Raw genomic sequence first — 21407 nt, 5'->3', positions numbered from 1 at the left:
TTAAAATCAGAACACTTCCGGGCTTTTCACATACATTGGAAATGTCTGAACACCTGATTGGAGGAGAATACATTGGATCGTAACGCCTTTGTCCGCCAGCAGCTCCAGGCGGCTGACCAGCTTGCCCGCCAATTCCTGACACAGGCAAGAAATGCCCGTAACTTACGGCTCATTCAGCAGCCGGACAGTATCGAATACCACCAGTATGCGATTCAGCAGCATTATTTTCAGCTGATGTCACACTATTACCGGGCTCTTTATCCGGTGTCCACTCAGCCGGTCCGTTCCTCAGCAGTCCGGTCACTTCTGACTGAACTCCAGGCAGGGGGGCATATCCTGTACGTCCGCCATGCAGAAGCAGACGTTGGTGAAGATCAGCCTGATCTCGACTTCGACGACTGCAGTACACAGCGGAATCTTTCCGATAATGGCCGGGAGCAGGCCCGTCTGTTTGGAGACACGATCCGCGAGCTTGGTATTCCCGTGGCCGATCCTGTGCTGACAAGTCCCTTCTGCCGAAACACGGAAACAGCAGTACTGGCTTTCGGTGAAGATATGATTGAAATTGATCCATTCCTGGTGGAACTGTTTAATCTGAGTTACACGACTGACCAGCAGGCACAGTTGCAGACACTTCAGCAGTTTGGCGGGAAACTCGAGCAGATGCCTGAGGAAGGCACGAATCAGATTATGATCGGTCACAGCTTCCCTCCCACTATCGGCTTCGGTGAGATCCCGGACATGGGGGCAATCGTCATTAAACCGCTTGGGGAAAATAACGGGTTTGATGTGGTCGCAACGCTCACGCTCGAAGCATTGGAAGGACTGGAATAAATACCGGGCCGGAAGAAAGCGACTTCCGGCACTACATAAGATTGAACACTAAAGCACGGTCAAATGTCCGAAATAGCAGAGTACCTCCTTTTTATACTTTTTCACTCTTCCTTCTATCTCTCCAACTTCACCCTTTTACAGCTAAAAAAATCGCACCTGCAAGCAGAACGGCCATAACCGCATAAACCCAGACTGCCTGATCCCCAAATGCTATTGTGAGCATTTCTGCACCTGTAGGCATACCCAGTGCGCCAAGTAAGGTGAGCAGTAAAATTGTTGTTATGGAACCCAGAATAAAAAAGCGAAACTTCATTGTTCCCACTCCTTTCCGCAGGTTTGCAGACATTCTTTACATACCTTTCCGTGATAAGATAGAACCAGACACAGAAAGGAAGTGATGACGCTGATTGATTTATTCATGTACAACTGGCAGGTTCGTGAAGACTGGTTCAGGTGGTGCGAACAGCTGCCTCCGGAGGAACTTACAAAACACAGGAATGGGGGCATGAATTCGATCTTACATAATCTCTTTCATGTAATCAGCTGCGAGGAATTGTGGGTCTGCCTGATGCAGAACAAACCCGTTCCTGCCCGGCAGATGCGTGAGGTGAAAACACTTGTTGAAGTAAAGACCTACTCTGAAGAAATAAAAGCGAAGACGAAGGTCTTTATGTCCTCTTTTGAACCCGGTCGCACGCTCGAGAGAACACGGAGAAACGGCGAGACCATTTCCCTTTCCCACGGCAAGGTCGTCCGTCACATTATTACGCATGAAGTTCATCATATCGGGCAGATTTCTGTCTGGGCTCGGGATATGGGACTGAAGCCGGTCTCTACCGATCTTGTTTTCCGGGAGTACGAATCTTGACTGCGGGGATGGTGCATCATATTGAGCTGTACGTATCTGACCTGGACCGCTCCACAAAATTCTGGGGCTGGTTTCTTGAGGATCTCGGCTATGAGCCATTTCAGAAATGGGACAGCGGCCAGAGCTGGCGCCTCGGGGATACGTATCTCGTGTTTGTGCAGACCGAAGAGCGTTTTCTTGATGTGCCTTATCACCGCTGCCGAACTGGACTTAACCATCTTGCCTTTCACGGACGGAACCGTGACCAAGTGGATGAAATCACATCACGGCTGCGGGACCAGGGTGTCAGCATTCTTTATCCAGACCGGCACCCGTTTGCCGGAGGCGACGAGTATTATGCCGTCTATTTTGAAGACCCGGACCGGATCAAGGTGGAGCTTGTCGCTCCGCCGGTAACACACAAGGGAACGTGATGCCCTGTCACGTTCCCTTTCCTTTCACTATTAAAGTCCTTCCCCATCATTGATCGAATCAACCTCAATCACTTCACCATAGGCAGGCGCATAATTCGCATCAAAACCTCGCAGTCGAATAGCCTCTGGTGCGTCTCCATCATACTCCTGCAGACCATACCAGATTCTTCTTTTTTCTGATTCAAGTATGGTTCCTTCGTAGAGAGTGCCATCAAATTCGATTTGCAAATTTGTGACTTCATCATTCTCAAGGACACCTGTTGAAAAGACCAGGCCTCCCCGGGCGAGACTGATACCAGTAACTTCCTCCTCTGACAGTGAATCATAATTCACCTGTGCTGTCCCCGGCATTCCGGCCTCCATTACAATTAAATGAAGTCCTCGTTCGTTTTCAAATACCACTTCAAAAAATTGATGGGTCATGTTCCGGACGTCGATTCGTGCCTCGTCATCTTGAGAACTACCTAGAAAAAACCGTGCTCCTTCATTGTCCAGCACGGTTCGGTAATGCTCAAACAAGCCTCTGTGTGCCCGTTCAGTTTCCCTCTCTGCCATGGAACGTTCAGCAGTTTCGCGGGAAAGTTCTCGTTCCAATTCCATGATTTCCCCTTCAAACTCATCAATCAACCCTATGTATTGTTCCAGTTCTTCTTCGACTCCGGCTTCCTCAGCCTGCTCCTCCCGGAAAAAGAACCCGGCCGCCGCGACCAGCATGATAATGACCGCGAGGCCGATGTACTGGTTTCTGCCCACTTTGTGTTCCTCCTGTTACTGTGCTTTATCTGTCTTCTTTACAGGCCGGTCTTCAATCAGTTCCTCGCGAATCACTTTCCGCTGCCACTCAAGTTGATCCATTTCTGACGGCTTGCCTGTATCTCTGCTGTTTGAATTCGGTTTTTTCGTCATTGTTCAGCCTCCTGTTTCCTGACCTCTCCAATATATACGAACAACGGTTCGAAAGGTTTCGTGATTTATTTAAAAAATCAGAAAATTATTTAAGGCTGAAAATAAGAGGCTGGGACGATCAAGAAAAATACGCCGCTTCCCGCAGGAGTCGGCGTTTCTTTCCTCAGCTAGTCATCTTTTTGTTCTCATTTTCATCCAGACACTTTACTTGTGTCCCGGCTACAATCCTTAAGTAAATAACCTTACCGCATTCCAGATAAAAAGGAATGTCCCTGCAATTACGAACAGACTGCCGCTGACTTTCCTGTTTTCCCTGACCCCTTCAATTCCGAACATAAGCAGTGCCACAGGAACCAGGTAGGTAAAGGCGGCACCGCGCCATGCTGCATCCGGGTCAACAAACCGGTACAGAAACAGCCCCATAATCACAGCAGCTAAAACCATATTAACCTTACTCAGCATCTAATCACCCCTCTGCCGTACTTCTGCAAAGAATTGTACCACGAAAAGGCTGTAAAATGATAAACAGGGGCGAAGGTATCGGCAATGTCTCAAAACATAAAAAGAGCGGCTCATTAAGCCGCTCTTCATCGTTCTTGCTAAAATTTGACCTTTTCTTCCTGATTGGTAACGATGACAAGCACCTTGCCTTCGTCAAGTTCCTCTTCGAGCTCACCTGCTTTCGGTTTATCTATGCCGATTTCATTCATTTTGGAGCGCAGGGCGTCACCGGTTTTCCGGAAAACGTTTTTCGTCGCCGTACCGAGTCCGGTTTCACTGACTCCAATTTTTTCTGCTTCTGTTTCTTTTTTTACGCGCTTTGTGTGATCCTTGTCGTGGGAAAGGACGTAAATGTTGTCTGTATCCACCCCGCTGCGCTTGAGTTTTTCAACTGAGTCAAATGCTTTCTGGTCATTTTCAAAAAGTTTAAAATCAGGTTGCATGTGTATCGCCTCCTCACTTGGACAAGTTCCCTTTCATCCGAATCCAAAACCGGGTCAACAGACCCAGAGAAAGCTATTTTGCCTTTTCTCCAAAGGCGAATTTCACTTCCCCGTCCTTCAACTCAAGGGTAGCGTCAAACGTCTTTTTCCCTTTGAATCCCTTCAGTTTACGGGTTTTTCCTTTTTCACAAAGCGCTTTAATCGTTGACTGTGAGAGGGTTTTCCCAAGAATTTTTTTAGGGAAAATCTGTTTACACCCCGCTTTATACTCACTGCAGCCGTAGACTCTGTTTTTATCCATGATCAGGCCTTTTTTGCATGCGGGACAGCGGGCGATCGCACCGCCGGCTCGATCCTTCCCGCCGCTTCCGGTCACTTCAGCCTTTACGGTCAGTTTATCAACAACAGCGCCGGCGTCAGCCACAACCTTCGTTGTAAAAGCGACTGTATTCTCAATAAACGCCTCTTTCCTGCCCACTCCCTGGCCGATCGTTTTTAAATACAATTCCCACTTGGCTGTCATCGCAGGCTTTGACAGGAGCGTGCCATCAACCGCTTCACACAGGAGCTTCCCTTTTTCCGTTACGGCAACAATATTCTTCGTCACAGTAATGTAATTCTGCTTAATCAGCGTGTCGATGATACTACTGCGGGTCGCTTCTGTTCCGAGGCCCTCTACCTCCTTGAGTGTTTCCTTTGCCTCGTCGTCATCGTCGATCATCTGGCCGCACGTTTTCATCATATTAATAAGCTGACCGGCGGTATACGGCTTCGGCGGCTTCGTTTCGTCTTCCCGTCCCGAAACTCTCGCCTTCGCCTCCATCCCTTCTTTAACAGGAGGAAGGAGAACTTCCTGTTCCTGTGACTTTTTAAAGAACAGCTCTTTCCAGCCGCGATCTTTTTCCACCCGTCCTTTTGTAAAAAAGTCGAGCGTACTGACGGCAGTGGTAATCGTCGTTTCCAGATACGTATGGTCTCTGTGAAACATGGCCAGCATACTGTTGACAATTTCCATGTAAACATTGCGCTGGTCGCTTCGGAGGCCCTGGACAGTCCCTGCGTCAGGCACTTTTTTCGTCGGGATGATTGCGTGGTGCTCCTGTACCTTTGAACCGTCAACATACCGCTTGTCCGGTGCAAGTGAAGCTGGTTCAAAGCCCGCACCGGCGAGCCTTTTGTATCCATCCAGATTGTTCCTCAGATACTTAAATTCGCTCTCGGTAATGTGCTGAGTGTCCGTACGAGGATACGTGACAAGTTTAAGCGGCTGATCATATAAACTCTGAACAATTTTCAGCGTTTTAGACGGGCTGTATTTATACTTCTTGTTCATTGCTGTCTGAAGTGTAGACAGGGAGTGAAGCTTCGGTGGTTTCTGCCGTTTCAGCTGGTCAGCCACCTTTTTAACAGTTCCGGTGCCATCAAGCGGCACGGTATGCTTTTTCAGGAGTTCACGAACGTCGTCCTTCGTTTTAAAACGTCCCTTTACTTTCCCTTTGTAGCTGCCTGCCTCCGTTTTGAAATGGCCTTCAATTTCATAGAACGGCTCAGGTTTAAAATTCTCAATTTCCACTTCCCGGTCACGGATGAGCTTCAAGGTCGGTGTCTGCACCCGGCCGACACTGAACACATCCCGGGCTCCTTTTTTCTGGATGAGCAAAGTGTACAGCCGGCTGGCATTGATCCCCACAAGCCAATCGCTCACCTGGCGGGCCTGGGCTTCGGCATACAGCGGCAGATAACGGTCCCCCGGCTTTAGATTGGCAAAGCCCTTTCTCACTTCGTCCACTTCAAGACTGTTAATCCAGAGACGCCTGGTCGGTTTGGCTGAAGCACCGGCCTGCTCGATAATACTTCTTGCGATGTTTTCCCCTTCCCGATCGCAGTCTGTTGCTACAATAATTTCATCTGCTTCCTTCAGAAGTTTTTTAACGATGCTGAACTGCTTACGCGTTCTCGCAGTGGGTTTAAATTCAAAACGGTCGGGAATGATCGGAAGCTTCTCAAGGGACCAGCGTTTCCATCCGCTCTCATATTCATGGGGATCCTTCAGTTCCACCAGGTGCCCGATGCCCCAGGTAAGTACTGCTCCCTGGGGAAAAATGCTGCAGGAAGGAATCGTAAAAAAACCCTGTTCCTTTTTTACGCTGCTGAACGCATCAGCGTAGGCTTTCGCCTGGCTTGGTTTTTCGGCTAAAATGACCGGCATCCCGCCGCCTCCTCTCTGATGATGCGAATCTATGTTCTTATTCTAGCAGATTCCTCCCGGTTATGGTGTGTTTATCTCAGACAGAACTTTCGTTGCTTCCAGGAAAAAGACGTTTTGGCTTTACTCCAGAGGGTATAGGTCATGTCAGGGAGTTGAGAGCTGTGAGAATCGTATATGGAATGGATAAGCTGCTTACATACTTGTATCAGTGTGAATTGACGGTTGAAAAAAAAGAAATAGCCGAACTCATTGAGACAAAAAGCTTTCCTCATCTTCGCCCTTTTAAAGACAATCTTGCCTTTAATCTTGATCATGTGGATCACTGGATTCAGGATCAGACCGAAAAGTAAGCAGCACGGCCTGCCTTCATTGGCGGGCCGTTTGTCTGTATAAAAGTTCAGTACAGCCTTGTCGAATTGGTAGTTCGTTTGTATATATATGGGTTTGTTTGTCAAAGGTGGTTTACATTCGTATATTTTCGTAATAGATTTGTTATAACAATCATTTTAGGAGGATTTAAATATGATAAAGGAACTAGAAAGCCAAATCTGTTCGATGCGCCTGCTCATGATTGAAACCGCAGGTGAAAAAGGCCTCACCCATCCTGATACAGTCGAATACAGCCAGGCTCTTGATGAACTGCTGAATATTTATGATGACTCTCAGGACAACTAGGAAGATCACTCCCTTGTCGATTGCTATATACACTGATAGAGTCTAGTTACGAACGGAATATGTCTGATGGGTTTTTAGTCATTTAATTAGTATAAACGCTAATATCTTCAGAAACGCTCCTTTTTCGGTCTTCTTACAGACCACTCCCTCCCCTTTACCTGCAATAACCACACCTCTTCCTTTGTGTTTTCATTTTACCGCCCAACCCACCAAATCTGCTTCACCTGATTGACCTTCTCACACTCAGTCTGCCAAAAAAAGACAACTCTATTTTTCAGGAAGCTGTCCGTTTTGCCCCTACATAAATGGAGGCACTCTGGTCACAAGCGGTTTATAGTAATCGGTTCTCCGTGTAAGAATCAGTTTTTCCTGATCGAGCCACCAGTCGGTTTTCATTGTCTTAAACCGGTTCATCAGGACTTCCTCTCGGTTTTCAGAAGCGATCACGGTCCGGTCATTCATGTAGTTCTGATCCAGATTATAAATAGCACTTCTGCCCAGAAACTCTTTTTCCGTCCCTGTAAAGTTCGCCACAATGGTGTATGCCTGGGCTCCTTTGGCTACTGCGTCCCACGTGGTAAGTGAACCGTCCGGATACGGTGCAGGGAACATGCGCTGATTGACCGCCACTTCGGTTCCGTAGCCTCCGCTCCAGCTTGCCGGAATACAGATGAGGTCTGCCCGTTTGACAGCGAGCACTCCGGCTACTTCCGGAAAAGTGGCATCATATCCGACCATCATACCGATTCTTCCCAAGCCGTCAATTGGCGTAACCGTAATGCCTGATCCCGGAGTTGCCCATGGCTCGTCCCATTCATCGAGATGAATTTTTCTGTGTTTGCCGATGACTTCTCCCTCAGGACTCACGAGCACCGCCGCATTATAGAAGTGCCGTTCTTCACGCTCTGCAAAGCCGAATACGATATGTGCCTTCACTTCCTTGGCAAGCCGCTTCATCTCCCCTGCCGTGTAGCCGTCATCCGTCTCTGCAAAAGAAAGAATACCCTGCTTTTTTACAGTTTCCACAGGCCCTGTGAGTGAGAGTTCAGGCAGCACAATAAGCTGCACGCCGTCTTCGGCTTTTTCAGTAACTAGCCTGCGGATTTTTTTAAGGTTGGCTTCTTTGTCCCCCAGAACCGGTTCGTACTGGACAGCGGCAGCATAAATGTCACGGGACACGGTATTTTTGACGTAATCCCACGGCCCGAGAAACAGCATGAGATCCTTATAGCTGTCCATCCTCCGCTCAAGCATCCGCTCTTTTGCTTCATTGTCAAAATGAACCGGATCCACCTCCGCGTAAACGATGCGCGATTCGTCTTTACCCTCGTCATCCCCAGAGGAATAAGGGGCTTCTACGAGCTTTTTACCGGAAGGGCTCCACACAGCACTCAGACCGATCATGTGAAAGTCTTCTTCTGTATTGGAGCGGTTTGCGCTTAAGACGTATAAACCATTCATTTCCGCCCAGTGCTGCAAAAGAGAGATCGATGCACCGGACGAGTTGGTCGGAAAACAGAGAATATCGGCGCCGTTAACAGCAGCCAGCCTCGAACTTTCAAAGTATGTGGAGTCCTGACAGATGATCATGGCAATATTGCCGATTTCGGTTTCAAAAACCGGACACCCCGTATCCCCCCAGCAGGACCAGTAGTTTTCCACCACCCACTGGTGAATTTTCCGGTACTTTCCGATGTAGCCGTCAGGACCGACAAGGGCTGCAGAATTGTAATACAGACCGCTTTCAAGATCGTGTTCCGCCATGCCGATCACTATATACGTGTCGTACTCTCTTGCAATCTGGGCAAATTGGGCAGTGGTAATTCCAGGGATCGTATCGATATACGGAGCAATTGCCGAGCGGTCCAGATAGTGATAGCCCGTCGTCGCCATCTCCGGTGTGACGATCAGTTTGGCTCCCTCCTCGGCTGCTTCCCTGACGACCTTCATAAGCGCACGTATATTTGTATTACGACGGTTAAGTTTTGGATTGAACTGGACTGCCGCGACTTTGAACGGTTCTTTTTTCCGTGCCACAGACCTCACCTCTTCTTCGTGTCATTATTCCCTGTCTACTGTAATTCATTTTGATTTTCCCTGTCCAGTCCACAAACGGCAGAAGAGTAAAAAAGCGCTGACCCTCCGAATCAGACGCTTCTAATGCCTTTATTGATACTTTTCCATAGCGTCCATGGCGCTAAGCATTTCCGTGTCGCCAAGGGCATGGAAAATAGCCGGGCTGCCGTACAGATTTGCTTCAATGATCCAGAGCCGGCCTAATTGATCAATGGCGATATCCACTCCGTAACGGCGATGTGAGAGGTAAACCGCCTCCAGTGCTATCGCTGTTTCGATGGCCAGATTTCTTAAATACTCTTCAAGGAGGTCACCTTGCTCATCTTTAAGGTTTGAATTTGAATAATGAATAGCTTCCTTAAACGTAAGAATCTTCGAAGCCATGTTGGTTATTGCAAAGCCACGGGCCGCCAGTTTCCCCGCCAAAGCTGTTACTGTCCACGGACCGCCGGGCAGTCGCTGCACCATAACACGAAAATCCACAGGACGACCTTTGACCGTAATCAGGTCAATCTTTCTCTGCACAAGATACTGTTTTCCAGGCAATTTCTGGTGTGTCTTAAAATACCTGTAGGCATGTTTTTTTCCTTTTACAGTTACTCTTCTGTTCTTGCTGTGGAGCTCATATTGCCCATTTCCAAGACGAGTCACCATAACCACACCCTCGCCTCCCGTTCCGATCGTCGGCTTGAGAACGACTCCTTTATAACAGTTCAGCATTCTTGAGAACCGTTTATATTCGAGTCGTCCGGTCGGGGGGAGATAGGGGTGTAATGCCTTTCTTTTTTTCATTGCCCTGTATTTTTTCAGTTTCCCTTTTACCACTTTGTCCCCCCTCCGACTTTTTTTGAACACCGATTACTAAAGGAAGTTATCTGCAACCAGAAATTCCACTCGGCTTGCTTCCTGTGATGTTGATTGCGGGCCTATTAGTAAAATTGTGCCTGAGAGAGTAAAGTTTCCGTCTGCGTCTTTAAGATCGCATATGATGTCGAACTGTGTGTCCTCTGTTCCACCTGTAAATGTTCCCGGAAGCGGAACTCCATTTAATGTAAGTCCGGTCACAAGAACCTGCCCCCCTGCAGGGGCACGATTCCGAATAAACATCTGAATCACATCAAAATTGCTGTTGGCAATCGTAGGAAACATCAGAGTCTGGCCTCCAACGGTGGTCATGATCTGCCCTGCCGCTGCGTTATACGAGAAAGTAAACGGGTTAGACTCTGCCCAGACTATATTCCTCTCTACCCGTGGTCCCGTGCCAAGTGTGAGGACTGTCTGAGAGAGGAAGACATCTGCACCTGGACCGTTGCTGAAATTTCGATAACGGACAGCCCCAAACTGTTCACTTTCAGGAGCTTTGACATTTGCCGGAAAAATTTCTGTTCCATGCGGACAAATACCCATGAATAATCACCTCTTTTCTACTTCGCCTGATCATTATTCTATGAATCACCTGTCCATCTGGAACGGCTGGTGTTTAGGAAGCTGCGACATACCCGTTAAAAAGGCTTGGGTTTATCTATATAAATAGCGCCCATCCCGAGGTTAATCGGAATAGGCGCTCATTGCCGCACATTATTTTACCGGTTTTTTATCGTGTAAGTGCCTGATATGCATCCACACGCCCGTGTCCGTAGTAACGGCTGTAGCCTGGTGAATCCACGCGCTCAGCAGATTGCTGAAGACGGTTCTGCACCTGACGAGGGGTCGGTTTGGAACCTGTTTCGGCATACACCTGTGAAATATAGGCAGCTGCTGCACCGCTGACCTGTGGTGCAGCCATGGACGTACCGCCTTTCCAGCCGTAGCCGTTCTCGCCGAATACATTTTTTCCTCGTGCAGACTGGCCGTCCATGTACGTCGGCACTGTGCTCAGAACGAGGAATTTAAAGTCATCGGCACCCTCATAGCCTTCCGGTCCAAGATCTCCCCCCGGTGCACCAAGATCGATTGCACCGTTTCCGTAGTTTGAGTAAAACGCCAGACGGTCGTCAGTATCAAAGCCGCCGCCCATAGCGGAAACAGTTATGACACCCGGGATGGATGCAGGAACAAACCAGGCAGCTCCACGCACTTCATACTCAGGGCCGGCATTGCCTTCAATCCACTCCGCTACGCGACGGGGATTGCTCATATCCTGAGCAGAGTTCCCAGCAGAGGAAACAACGGTAACGTTACGCTCAACGGCATAGTCGATGGCACGTTTGTAGGCAACCACATCCGCTGCCTGGTTATTGCCAAGGCGCACCCGCTCACCTGTAGCCGGGTCCGTGTAGAACCACTGGCCTTTTACCCGCGTACCGCCGAGGCTCATGTTAATAACGTCTACACCATCATCAGCGGCGGCGATGATCGCATCGGTAATCCAGATCTGCTGGGCACCACCGGTGTTAAACACCCGGTAGGATTTCAGTCCAACATCTGGTGCTACACCTTTCATACGACCGTTCCCCGCAATGGTACCTGCCACGTGAGTTCCGTGGCTCTGGTTGTCCCAGCTGTCTTCAGTACCTGGCACAAATGTTCTTGAGCCTTCTGGTCCGCCGACAATGTTGTCTCTCAGATCCGGATGATCAAAGTCAAAGCCCGTATCAATGACACCGACCACAACATCATGAGTCCCGCTGTGAACATCGTGACTGGCGCCATTCTGCGTCACCTGCTCGATGTCCCACTGCCATCCTGATTCCCAAATGCTTTCAGCCGGATCAAGCACACCGGGGTTGTCCCCGCCCAGATATCCTTCGATTTCAAAGTCAAACTCAGGCAGGTCAAGTTCCACTTCCATGGACGGGGCCACACTCAGGACTGAGCGCTCGCTCGTGATCGCTTTCAGAAAGTCAAGCGGCTCTTCAGTTGAGGCCTCCAGTACTCCAATTTGATCAACCTCGTAGGTAACTTCTCCTCCTGCTTCAAGAATCATCTCTTCGACATCGGCAGGCAGGCTGTCCGATCTAAACGTGACAACGAATCGTTTTTCCTCCCCTTCCCCTTCTGTTCCAAACTGCGGAGCATCTGCTCCAGGTGAAGAAAAACCGAGTGACGGGACAAGCAGCATCGCCGTCAGCGCTGCGATTCCGGTCAATTTTAAAGATCGTTTCATGAGTTATGTACCCCTTTCGTATTCGAATGGTTTTAAGTTAACACATAACTCCGTTAAATTGTCTGAAAAATAAGAAAATAGTATATTCGCATCACGAAATAATTTTCCATTATAAGTAAAAATACTCAAATTTTTCTTAAGCAAGGGGCTCGGGATGGAACTCTTCGACAGTAACCGCGTTTAGAAAATGATGACAATTAGTTCCTTTTACCCTGGGGTGTATAGGACCTGATGAAAGGAAACATAACGGCGTTGTAAAAGAACCAGGACTGCCCTGAAGAGGAGCTATGTATTCTTTTTCACAACCTGAAAAAATCCCTCTACAATAAGACATGATATGTGTATCGTACATGTGGCCATCACATACGGTCTTGCGGTCAAAACGCTCGGCGGCATGAGCCCGATCAGGTTTCTTAAAGGGATCGCCCCTGCCGGTATTTTCGCTTTCAGTTCCGCAAGCAGTGCGGGCACGCTTTTGATTACGATGAAGAATACGACTGAAGATCTCGGCGTGAACAAAGGTACAAGCAGCTTTGTTCTGCCTCTCGGTGCCACCATCAACATGGACGGTACCGCTACTCACCGTCGTCCTTATCGCTACGCTGAAAGAGAAATAATCAAGGCTGCTGTTATAAAAAGACAGCAGCAAGTACCCCCCTTTTTAGAGCATGGCTTTGGAAGGGGGCTTTTTTTATATTTTGGAATATCCTTAACCTAAATAGGGAATCAGTTCCCTGAATGGAAAGAGAAACGGAGGTATGTGACATGACGAAACGATTTGGTTTTACATATGTTCACTGCCATGATCTGCACGCCATGAGAGCATTCTACCGTGACGTTCTTCTTCTTGAGCAGATCTGGGATGAAGAAATCTCGGCTGCTTTTCGAATCGGTGATCACCAGCTCGCTTTTTTTACCACTCGAAAGTGGTCCCATATGAACCCGTGTTTTCATCACAGCCCGGATGGAAAGGCGGCCAGTCATTTCAGGTAAGCTGGTCGCTGGAATGCGATTCATCGACTTTTCTGCAGATAGTCAAAACTGCGAAAACTTCAAACGTTCCTCATTTTTTCCCGGAACCGGAATGGCTCGGCTACTGGAGTTTTCCCGTCCGTGACCCAATGAATCAGACAATTGAAATAACCTGTACAGAGAAAAATCTTTCAAAAGAGGTGCTCCATGACTGAATCTAAAACCAAAACCACAAATCCCAAAGCCACCGCCGCGATGATTTTCGGCCTTATATCCATTGTTCTGTTTCTACTCCCCTTTGTCAGTATCGTGCTGGCAATTGCCGCCATCGTTGTCGGCGTGATGGCCCTTAGGGACATGCGCACATCCGGTGAAAAAGGCCGGACGTATGCCATGACAGGTATCATCACAGGAGTGATCGGGCTTGTGATTCCAGCCGCACTCGGGATCCTTGCTTACTTATTCTTTACAAATCAATCCGCTGTTTTGTTTGTTTAATGGCAGTCGGTTGGTGGAAAGATACCTTTAGACGAACCTGAAAAGGATGAGTGATGTGGAAACTAAAGTGAAACCGGACTACTCTGAACTTGCCAGCTATACAGGCCGCCTGTTCCGTGACAACTTCGGCAAAGGACCTCAATCTGTTTATGTGTCAATTGAACACCCGGTCGTCACTATTTACCTCCGGGACTTTCTTGCTCCGATGGAGAGGGTTCTGGATAAGCAGAAAAACAAAATGAAAATTGAAGAAACCCGGGATCTTCTCATGCAGGAGCTGATCCCCGATATTAAAGCCCAGGTCCGTATCATGCTTGAAACCGATGTGGAGAGCGTGTATTATGACTGGTCGATCGATAACCGGAGCGGTCTGATCATCTGCATTCTGAAGGATGCAGAAGACGTTCCTTTCCCTGATTATGAGGGGAAAGAGCGTATTCACGAGCAGATCAACCAGTTGAGTATAATTGCTGAAAAGGCCCCCGAGGAAATTGCGTCCTCTCACCTGAATGACAGAACACTGATCATCCGACGGACCGGTATTCTGGTGGAAATTGAGAAGGAAATGATCCGTTCAGGCTTTAGCGAGCAGCTGCGCCTGGCAAAACGGCGATTGGAAAAGCGGCTTCTGGAAACAAGTGTTTTTGAAACGATTCTGGAGTCGAGTGTCGTGGACCGGTTTGTTGACTGGGATTTTGACAAAGACAGAAGCTACATTGTTCTGATTTTAAAGCCCCGGTAAGCTGGGGCTTTTCGTTTTGAAAGGCATGTATAACCAAAAATAACATCATGAATTCCCCTTATCTTCCCCCGTCAAACGTCTCATTTTCCCTAATTGTCTTGATTCACATTGCCATTCACGTTATACTCATATATGTTCCACCATAACTCCATACAACACCCGCGGAAATAAGTAGACAATAGAGCTAACTTACAAGCTGGGAAAGGTCAGAGGGGATTCCCCTGCCTTTTCCAGCTTTTTTATGTTTAAAAGCACATATTGCTCCACTTCTTTCTCCTTCCATACGCGGGGCGTTGTGTGGAGTCAGGTGGTCAATCCTATAGGAAGGAAGGTGTTCTCTCTATGACCAGTAACAATGCTGAAAAAGAAAACCACAAGTCAATGCCTGAGAAGCTGAAACCCCGTTCCCGGAAGAACACTGAAAACCTGAGACATACCCGTGCAAAAGAGCAGGACCTTAAATTCTTTGCAGAAATCGAAAACCGTAAATCATCCGGTAATTACCGGCCAAAATAAGAAACCGTCAGCCGGTATATCTCCGGTCTCCGTCATTAGTCACAAACGAACAGCCCCTGCTATTTTGCAGGGGCTGCTTTTAATATTTACAGTATTTAAGATTATCTGTCGTAGGCATTTAATGCGTTCACACCGTGGGCCATTGCCGACCCCGCTTTAAGCGCGGTTGCCACCATAACGGCTTCTGTGAGCTCTCCGATGGTGATGTCTTTTTCCTTGGCTGCCATCGTGTGGACGTGAATACAGTAAGGGCACCCCGTCACGTGGGCCACTGCAATAGCGATCAGTTCTTTTTCCTTCGCACCGATCGCACCGCCCTTCATCGCGGCCCGGTCAAACTGCATGAATGCTTCGAAAGCTTCTCCTCCTATGTCGGCCACTTCCCGCATCCGCTCAAAATAAGATGCTTTAAACATTTCGTCTGAACCTTTGCTGTCAAAGCTGTTGTAGGCATTCACAGTATGAGCAGCTGCAGATCCCGCTTTAAGGGCTGTTGCCACCATAATCGCTTCAGCCACTTCCTCCCTGGATGCCTCCTGCTTTACTTTTCCCGTATGTACCTCGATACAGTAGGCACATCCGGTCACATGTGCCACCGCCACAGCGATCAGTTCCTTCGTCTTCCCGTCAATGGCGCCGGGAGCCAGTGCTTTTTCGTCAAAAGCAAGAAAGGCATTTACCTGCTCCGGTGCGAGCTCTCTCAGTTCCCCGACACGTTCGAAATGGGACAGCTTGTAAAGTGAATCTTCACCCATCGTAAAACCTCCTTCGAATTGGTCGTCCACCACCCCAATACCCATTTGGCGGGGAAAGAAAACAGGAATTTGAAGTAATTGCATGAGGAGGTGGAGGGTTTTAGCTGCCTGAGAATTATGTGGTTAACCTCCCGAGTGTGACTGGATTTGTCCTGTATTACAGCGCAGGGAGTCAGGTCTTCAGGACGTCTTTTTGATAAGTGTCCTCACTTTCCCGAAGTTAGGACATATCTCTTTCTCAGTCTTACGATGTGTCCTCACTTTGCCGAAGTTAGGACATAACTCTTTCACATCCTTGCGAAGTATCCTCACTTTGCCGAAGTTAGGACATAACTCTTTCACATCCTTGCGAAGTGTCCTCACTTTGCCGAAGTTAGGACATAACTCTTTCACATCCTTGCGAAGTGTCCTCACTTTGCCGAAGGTTCCCGAAGTTAGGACATCCTGCACCAATTACCACTCAACCAGTCCTCTTACTGCTGGATTCAAATTAAAAAAAGTTCCAATTACGAAATCCGTAACTGGAACCCTTTTTTATATAAACCTTATGATCAAGGAATTCCCCGACTGGGAATTCCTCTTCTTTCAACAATCTTTAAAAGCTTTCCTCCAGCTCGCTCACGAGACGGTCCACATAGGCGACGGCTTTTTTGACCGGTTCGTCGGTCGTAAGATCCACGCCCGCTTCTTTCATGAGATCAAGCGGCTTCATCGTCCCGCCAGCTTTGAGGGCGCTCAGCCAGCGCTCAACTGCAGCCTGGCCTTCTTCTTTAAACGTTTCGGCTGCTGCCGTTGACGCAGTAAGTCCTGCGGAATAGGTGTACGGGTAAAGTCCCATGTAGTAGTGCGGCTGGCGCATCCACGTATATCCTGCGCGTTCGTCCACTTCCACATCTTCACCCCAGAAGTCCTGGAGCACCTGATGCTTCGTTTCATTTAAAAGGGTGGCCGTTACCGGCACATCCTGGTCCGCTTTTTCATACATTCGGCGCTGCAGTTCACCTTCCAAAATGTGAGTCACGAAGTTGTGGTAATACGTGCCGAGAGACTGAAGGATTACCCAGCGGCGCATCCGGTCGTCTTCGGTTTTGCCGAGAATATGCTCACGGAGCAGCATTTCGTTCATCGTGGACGGGGCCTCAATGAAATAGCGGCTCGGGCGTGTGCCGGACAGACGCTGGTAGCGCCCTGCCAGGCTGAAGTGGCCGGCGTGGCCAAGCTCGTGGGCAAGGGTAAACGCATCTCGCATAGACCCGGTCCAAGTCATGAGAATGTAGGGATGCACGCCGTAAGGGCTTGCGCAGAACGCGCCGCTCCGTTTTCCAACGTTATCGGCCCGGTCCACCCAGCGGTCACGGACGCCGCGTTCCATAATTTCCATGTATTCAGGTCCCATAATTTCGAGAGATTCGAGCACCGTTTTACCTGCTTCCTCGTAGTTCGTATCCGGATCATAATCCGGATCAAGCGGTGCCTTCAGGTCTGCGTAGGTCATTTTTTCAAGCCCGAGGACGCGCTTTTTCAAAGCGGCAAACCGGCGCATTACAGGAGCAAGATCCTTCTGGATCACATCGAGCTGACGGTGGTACATTTCCGGTGTGACCTGCTGCTCATGAAGAAGAAAGTCTGTAACGGAATTGAAGCCGCGAAGGCGGGATTCAATGACCTGCTTTTTCACTTCTGTAGCCAGTGTCGCCGCGTACGTATTGTTGTATGTTTTCAGCGTAGCACTGAATGCATCGAACGCAGCCTGGCGCACATCAGGGTCTTTACTGGATTCGTATTTGGAAAAGGTGTTGAACGTTAGCGGATATGTTTTTCCGTTTACAGTAAAATCAGGGAAGGTCATATCCGACGTTTTGCTCCGCTCGTAAATCATATAAGGAGCGGAGTGGACTTCACCGAACGACGCGAGCATCTCCTCTGCATCTGCAGAAAGGCGGTACGGCTTTGAATCAAGAATGTCGGACAGGGTTTTGTCAAACTCCTTGAGCTGCGGGACAGCCTCCTGAAATTTATGTACAGTTTCTTGATCCAGTTCGAGAATTTCAGAACGGATAAAGGCCGTGTCAGCACCGACTTTTGATGCCGCGGCACCTGCACGGGCCGCATTGGACTGGTGCTGGGGATTGGTTCCGTCACCGCTCAGGTTCAGCATGGCATAGGTGGCCATCCGGGTTACGCGGGCGTGCAGCTCGTCCGCCGCTTCAAGACAGTTATAGAGTGTCTGAGCGCTAAGGGCGAGCTGACCCTTAAAGCGTGTCACGTTTTCTGTGGCTTCCGGGATGGCTTTCAGCTCTTCCTCCCAAGATTCCCTCGATTCAAAAAGGTCAGTCAGATTCCACGTCTGATCCGTCGGGACTTCCTGACGGGTGAGTGTGCCGCTTGTTGCATTTGTCATATGTATCGCATCCTTTCAGAGATTTTGTCGGAATAGCGCGCATTATTTCGTTTAACGAAACTTAAAGTCTATTATACCGGAAATGCCTGTGAGATGAAACGCCAGAGGCGGAATTTTCTGATTTTACTGTAAAAAAACGTCCCGGGTTCAGGACGTCGGTCGATTCTTATTTCCATACTTTCGCGTACTTTTTCCGGTACTTTTCATCTTTTTCGGTATCAATCAGGCTGAGTGCTGTATCACGGACGCTCTCATCTCCGGTGGCATCGTAGAGTTCCTTCATTCCTGAGATAATGTCGAAACGGATCAGCGTGGCGTGTTTATGAGCCGGGTTGTGAAAACGCTCTGTGAGGTTGTTCATTACGAGTTCACGCTGCTTGTCACCTGCAAGACCGACCTTCCAGATTGATTGAAGGCTGTGACGGAGGGTGACGAACTTATCGTCACTCGTTACTGCCCATAAAGCTGGAAAATCTGCTGTGATCCGATTTTCCGGGTCGCTCTTGGCCAGCCCGGCGAGAAGCTGGGCACCGCGGGAACGCCGGTGGTTATCGCTGTCCGTGAGCCAGCTGAGGAGTTCGTCCCATACCTCGTATGCCCAGTCAACAGGCTCGTCCACCGTAGCCGTAAGCTGGGAGAATGCTTCCATCTGCAGTTCACGATCCTCCCCCTCAAGACGGTCGAACTGCCCCTTGGTTTCTTTATCCATCTGGCTGTTCATCGCCTACGCCTCCTTAAGGTAGTGCAGTTCCACAAAATCACCGTACCGCCTGGTTGATTTGAGTGAAAAGGACTGAGCCACCCTGCTTTTATAAAATAGCGGTATGCCGTCGCCTAAAATGACCGGTGCCATGGTTAGAATCAGCTCATCTACTTCCTCTGCCTCGAGCAGGGAATGAATAAGAAGACTTCCGCCCACGATCCAGATTCGCCGTCCGTCCCTTTTCAGCTGCTGGATCAGATTAACCGGACTTTTTGTAAAGGACACGTGCTCCGTCGGCCTGCGCCGGTCCTCGCTGATTACATAACCGGGTTTCCCTTCATACGGGTATTCCCCGTCTGTTTCCTCCATCATCCAGTCGTAGGTGCGCCTGCCCATAACGACTGTATCAACGGTGCTGTAAAATGCTCCATACCCGTTGTCCCCTTCGCCGCGAACATTGTTCAGCCAATCGACTCCGTCATCTCTTGTCGCAATGCATCCGTCAAGACTTACTGCAAGAAATACTGCCGCTTCTCCTGCCATCGTCATCGCCCCTTTTTAAAAACTATAGCGGATTCGGGCTTCTGGTGCCAGACATAAACATTCCCAATTACACCAGCATCAGCGTTTGAGCGGCTGCTAAAAAGATTAAAAGTCCAAAGCTGTATGTGCTTTTTACCCTGTTCGATTTCCATAATTCACAGCTCGGCTTGATCATTAAGACGATAAACACGCTCACAGCAGTGTATCTGATTGCTTCAACTTCAAAAATACTCCCGGTAATATAAACGACTGCCGTAAGGATAATGAGTAACTGTATCGGGTGACCTGATGGTCTCTCCATGCTTTTGCAAGGAACGGGATAAGGATCGCGGCCCACACGGCAGCGACTATGATTCCGATTGTGTTCATAACTGCATTCTCCTGCTTTAATAGATTTCATCAATAATCCGGCTGAGGGTTTCGGAATCACCTGCTGATAGTGAATACAGCGTATGAGTATCCGATGTGTCTATCACGGAGCCGCCGCTGTTGCTCAGCCAGAGAAAGAAGCTATCATCGCCGAAGGCTACCAGATAATCCGGATCAGCCATGTCGACAGTTCCCCTGCTCCGATCCGCCTTCCGGAACGCTTCCCTGAATGTATCAATCGTCTCCTGATCGGCCGTCTCCATCCGGGAGTCTTCGTTTGCTTCCTGAAAGCTGATCATTTCATAAATCTCCATCCTGTCTGTACTGCTCACGTTCACTCCGCCGCAGCCTGTGAGGAAAATAGTAAACAGCAGACTGATAAGATATAATCGTTTCACCATTGCTCCCCTCCCCGATCTTTCGTGGTAATCTTATCATAATCTGGAAGACAATTGGCCTCCATCCTCCCTCCAATGAAAAAAGCTGAAACCAAAGGTTCCAGCTCCTTCAGACGCAGTTCTTCGGTATTCATATAAGGTAATTTATGGTATATTCACCTTTACGAGGATTCTGCCATAATGAAAGGGGCCAAAATGATAGTTACAGCACTGACTGCCTTATTTCTGATCACCGCTCTTATGGTGATTTTCTATATTTTTTATTTTTTATGGATACTTTTGCGGAAAAGGAAGACTTCCTGCTTCTGAAAATAACAGGCTCGTTTCTCTTAGGTATGATGACGTTCTATGAAAACAAATATGTAATTCCGATCGGCTTTCTGCTTTTCGTGCTTATCTTTCCAAGACAGAACCGGCTGCTCAAGTGGGGAGCGGCACTGGCGGGACTGGCTGTGGCTTTTTCAGATCTTTGCTTCGCAGCTGAAAAGAAAGGACGATTCCTATGACCGTGATTAATTATATACTTTTTACTGTTATTGTTCTGTCGCTTACTAATCTTTTTCTGCGAAAAGGCCAGAGAGATCCGATGATGGAATCCCCGGTCCGGGAAACCTACAGAGCAGCAAGTGCCGTCTTTGTCCTGATCGCGGTTGCGGCCTGCATTTTTCAGTTTGTTTATGAATTCCCTGTATATCCGGTCTTATTGTTCTGATTGTCTACTTTTCCACCTTGTTCGGCTGTAAGGCTCTGATGGAACGAAAGTATCTTCCCGGTCCTCGGGCTGCAAGGATCTCACTGATTATGCTTACGATCAGCCTGCTTCTCATCGTTCCCGCCTTCTTTTTTAATTTCGAATAACGTACCGAAAGGATTTACCATCTTATGAAGAAAAAACTTAAATTCATGTTTGCCATTTCTGCCGCACTCAATGTTTTACTGGTCGCTGCTGTCGTAATTGGAATAATCACTATTCAGCAGTCCCAGCATACACTCGCCTTCTCGGCAGTGGAACAGCCGCTCACCGAACTTGAAGGTGTGATCGCCCATCAGATTGATCAGGATTGGTCCAAGCCTAATGTTGTCACGGCTAAAATAACCGAAGTAACGAATGGGTTGGCAACAGCTGGCCGTGCCGCGCATCCCGCGGCTTTTGTCACTGGTATGGACACAGTTGAACTTGATCTGCTTCAGACACAGCTCGCCCGATTTCCCTCAAACACTGTTTACGACCTCCCGGAAATTACCGATCAGCAAATTGAGGGATATGCTGAGGGATTCAGGTTATGGCATCCAGCTGGATGCAGAGAAGGATCTATCCCAACTGAACTCGCTTCTTCTCGAGCAGGATCCTTTTACCGGAAACAACTAGACCATAACCGGACGGCACAAGACTGCAGTCCGGTTTTTTTACTTTTCAGCTAGTCCCTTTCTTCCTTTTTCCAAAAATAAGGTGTACCTCCTCCCCAGTCGGGTATAGCG

General features: G+C 48.6%; 28 protein-coding genes. 13 read left to right on the top strand and 15 right to left on the bottom strand.

What is annotated here, in order from left to right; translation table 11 throughout:
- Positions 1-72 precede the first annotated feature (72 nt).
- Positions 73-834 (top strand): histidine phosphatase family protein, encoded by a 762-nt coding sequence (locus CR205_RS03550; RefSeq protein ID WP_236634696.1) that lies wholly within the window; start codon positions 73-75, stop codon positions 832-834.
- 127 nt (positions 835-961) lie between these two features.
- On the opposite strand, the gene CR205_RS03545 is transcribed toward CR205_RS03550, so the two are convergent.
- Positions 962-1147: a hypothetical protein gene (locus tag CR205_RS03545; protein WP_110516999.1), complete on the bottom strand. Its 186-nt coding sequence runs from the start codon at positions 1145-1147 to the stop codon at positions 962-964.
- A gap of 84 nt (positions 1148-1231) precedes the next feature.
- Here CR205_RS03545 and CR205_RS03540 point away from each other — a divergent pair, with 84 nt between their 5' ends.
- Positions 1232-1702, top strand: coding sequence for a DinB family protein (locus CR205_RS03540; protein ID WP_110516995.1), 471 nt, complete (start codon positions 1232-1234; stop codon positions 1700-1702).
- An 8-nt stretch (positions 1703-1710) separates the two neighbouring features.
- Complete coding sequence (locus tag CR205_RS03535; protein ID WP_407923556.1) at positions 1711-2115, top strand: VOC family protein; 405 nt, start codon at positions 1711-1713, stop codon at positions 2113-2115.
- A 30-nt stretch (positions 2116-2145) separates the two neighbouring features.
- Here the strand turns inward: CR205_RS03535 and CR205_RS03530 are convergent, their stop codons facing one another.
- From CR205_RS03530 to CR205_RS03515, 5 genes are all read right to left on the bottom strand, one after another.
- Entirely contained in the window at positions 2146-2868 is a 723-nt protein-coding gene (locus CR205_RS03530; protein WP_110516989.1) for a hypothetical protein, read from the bottom strand.
- 15 nt (positions 2869-2883) lie between these two features.
- Positions 2884-3021 (bottom strand): hypothetical protein, encoded by a 138-nt coding sequence (locus CR205_RS20190; RefSeq protein ID WP_161524660.1) that lies wholly within the window; start codon positions 3019-3021, stop codon positions 2884-2886.
- Between the two features lie 228 nt (positions 3022-3249).
- On the bottom strand, positions 3250-3483 hold the full coding sequence (locus CR205_RS03525; RefSeq protein WP_110516987.1) for a hypothetical protein: 234 nt from the start codon (positions 3481-3483) through the stop codon (positions 3250-3252).
- Between the two features lie 137 nt (positions 3484-3620).
- Positions 3621-3965 carry a general stress protein gene (locus tag CR205_RS03520; protein WP_110516985.1) on the bottom strand — a complete coding sequence of 115 codons (345 nt, stop codon included), beginning with the start codon at positions 3963-3965 and terminating at the stop codon, positions 3621-3623.
- A gap of 73 nt (positions 3966-4038) precedes the next feature.
- Complete coding sequence (locus tag CR205_RS03515) at positions 4039-6174, bottom strand: type IA DNA topoisomerase (protein WP_110516983.1); 2136 nt, start codon at positions 6172-6174, stop codon at positions 4039-4041.
- 161 nt (positions 6175-6335) lie between these two features.
- Here CR205_RS03515 and CR205_RS03510 point away from each other — a divergent pair, with 161 nt between their 5' ends.
- Both CR205_RS03510 and CR205_RS03505 read left to right on the top strand, forming a co-directional pair.
- Positions 6336-6524, top strand: coding sequence for a hypothetical protein (locus CR205_RS03510; protein ID WP_110516981.1), 189 nt, complete (start codon positions 6336-6338; stop codon positions 6522-6524).
- A gap of 172 nt (positions 6525-6696) precedes the next feature.
- Positions 6697-6849, top strand: a complete 153-nt coding sequence (locus CR205_RS03505; protein ID WP_110516979.1) for an aspartyl-phosphate phosphatase Spo0E family protein — start codon at positions 6697-6699, stop codon at positions 6847-6849.
- A gap of 297 nt (positions 6850-7146) precedes the next feature.
- Here CR205_RS03505 and CR205_RS03500 read toward each other — a convergent pair whose 3' ends face one another.
- From CR205_RS03500 to CR205_RS03485, 4 genes are all read right to left on the bottom strand, one after another.
- Positions 7147-8886, bottom strand: coding sequence for a nitrilase-related carbon-nitrogen hydrolase (locus tag CR205_RS03500; protein WP_110516977.1), 1740 nt, complete (start codon positions 8884-8886; stop codon positions 7147-7149).
- Positions 8887-9015: 129 nt separating this feature from the next.
- Positions 9016-9750, bottom strand: coding sequence for a YheC/YheD family protein (locus CR205_RS03495; RefSeq protein ID WP_110516975.1), 735 nt, complete (start codon positions 9748-9750; stop codon positions 9016-9018).
- A 36-nt stretch (positions 9751-9786) separates the two neighbouring features.
- Entirely contained in the window at positions 9787-10101 is a 315-nt protein-coding gene (locus CR205_RS20070; protein ID WP_142669854.1) for a hypothetical protein, read from the bottom strand.
- Positions 10102-10519: 418 nt separating this feature from the next.
- Positions 10520-12031: a S8 family serine peptidase gene (locus CR205_RS03485; RefSeq protein WP_110516971.1), complete on the bottom strand. Its 1512-nt coding sequence runs from the start codon at positions 12029-12031 to the stop codon at positions 10520-10522.
- Between the two features lie 337 nt (positions 12032-12368).
- Between CR205_RS03485 and CR205_RS03480 the strand changes: the two genes are divergently transcribed.
- The 5 genes from CR205_RS03480 to CR205_RS20185 all read left to right on the top strand — a co-directional run bounded on the left by CR205_RS03480 (position 12369) and on the right by CR205_RS20185 (position 14759).
- Positions 12369-12749: a dicarboxylate/amino acid:cation symporter gene (locus tag CR205_RS03480; protein WP_110516969.1), complete on the top strand. Its 381-nt coding sequence runs from the start codon at positions 12369-12371 to the stop codon at positions 12747-12749.
- Positions 12750-12796: 47 nt separating this feature from the next.
- On the top strand, positions 12797-13024 hold the full coding sequence (locus CR205_RS03475; protein ID WP_110516967.1) for a VOC family protein: 228 nt from the start codon (positions 12797-12799) through the stop codon (positions 13022-13024).
- 186 nt (positions 13025-13210) lie between these two features.
- Positions 13211-13501, top strand: a complete 291-nt coding sequence (locus CR205_RS03470) for a DUF4190 domain-containing protein (protein ID WP_110516965.1) — start codon at positions 13211-13213, stop codon at positions 13499-13501.
- Positions 13502-13556: 55 nt separating this feature from the next.
- Positions 13557-14243, top strand: coding sequence for a Na-translocating system protein MpsC family protein (locus tag CR205_RS03465; RefSeq protein WP_236634695.1), 687 nt, complete (start codon positions 13557-13559; stop codon positions 14241-14243).
- A gap of 342 nt (positions 14244-14585) precedes the next feature.
- A complete protein-coding gene (locus CR205_RS20185; protein ID WP_161524659.1) occupies positions 14586-14759 on the top strand; it encodes a hypothetical protein in 174 nt (57 codons plus the stop codon).
- A gap of 101 nt (positions 14760-14860) precedes the next feature.
- Here the strand turns inward: CR205_RS20185 and CR205_RS03460 are convergent, their stop codons facing one another.
- From CR205_RS03460 to CR205_RS03435, 5 genes are all read right to left on the bottom strand, one after another.
- Positions 14861-15514: a carboxymuconolactone decarboxylase family protein gene (locus CR205_RS03460; RefSeq protein ID WP_110516962.1), complete on the bottom strand. Its 654-nt coding sequence runs from the start codon at positions 15512-15514 to the stop codon at positions 14861-14863.
- 595 nt (positions 15515-16109) lie between these two features.
- Positions 16110-17915 (bottom strand): oligoendopeptidase F, encoded by a 1806-nt coding sequence (gene pepF, locus CR205_RS03450; protein ID WP_110516958.1) that lies wholly within the window; start codon positions 17913-17915, stop codon positions 16110-16112.
- Between the two features lie 166 nt (positions 17916-18081).
- Positions 18082-18624 (bottom strand): hypothetical protein, encoded by a 543-nt coding sequence (locus tag CR205_RS03445; protein ID WP_110519662.1) that lies wholly within the window; start codon positions 18622-18624, stop codon positions 18082-18084.
- 15 nt (positions 18625-18639) lie between these two features.
- Entirely contained in the window at positions 18640-19161 is a 522-nt protein-coding gene (locus tag CR205_RS03440; RefSeq protein WP_161524658.1) for a dihydrofolate reductase family protein, read from the bottom strand.
- Positions 19162-19547: 386 nt separating this feature from the next.
- Positions 19548-19931 (bottom strand): hypothetical protein, encoded by a 384-nt coding sequence (locus CR205_RS03435; RefSeq protein ID WP_110516954.1) that lies wholly within the window; start codon positions 19929-19931, stop codon positions 19548-19550.
- 266 nt (positions 19932-20197) lie between these two features.
- On the opposite strand from CR205_RS03435, the gene CR205_RS03430 reads away from it, so the two are divergent.
- From CR205_RS03430 to CR205_RS03420, 3 genes are all read left to right on the top strand, one after another.
- Positions 20198-20434 (top strand): hypothetical protein, encoded by a 237-nt coding sequence (locus CR205_RS03430; RefSeq protein WP_110516952.1) that lies wholly within the window; start codon positions 20198-20200, stop codon positions 20432-20434.
- On the top strand, positions 20431-20640 hold the full coding sequence (locus tag CR205_RS03425; protein ID WP_110516950.1) for a hypothetical protein: 210 nt from the start codon (positions 20431-20433) through the stop codon (positions 20638-20640). Before CR205_RS03430 ends, CR205_RS03425 begins: the two co-directional genes overlap by 4 nt.
- Before the next feature lie 170 nt (positions 20641-20810).
- Entirely contained in the window at positions 20811-21350 is a 540-nt protein-coding gene (locus CR205_RS03420) for a hypothetical protein (protein WP_110516948.1), read from the top strand.
- Positions 21351-21407 lie beyond the last annotated feature (57 nt).

This window comes from Alteribacter lacisalsi, from assembly GCF_003226345.1.
Taxonomy (GTDB): Bacteria; Bacillota; Bacilli; order Bacillales; family Salisediminibacteriaceae; genus Alteribacter; species Alteribacter lacisalsi.
Note: the sequence above shows the minus strand (reverse complement) of the source record. Positions and strands in the feature narration are given on the sequence as shown.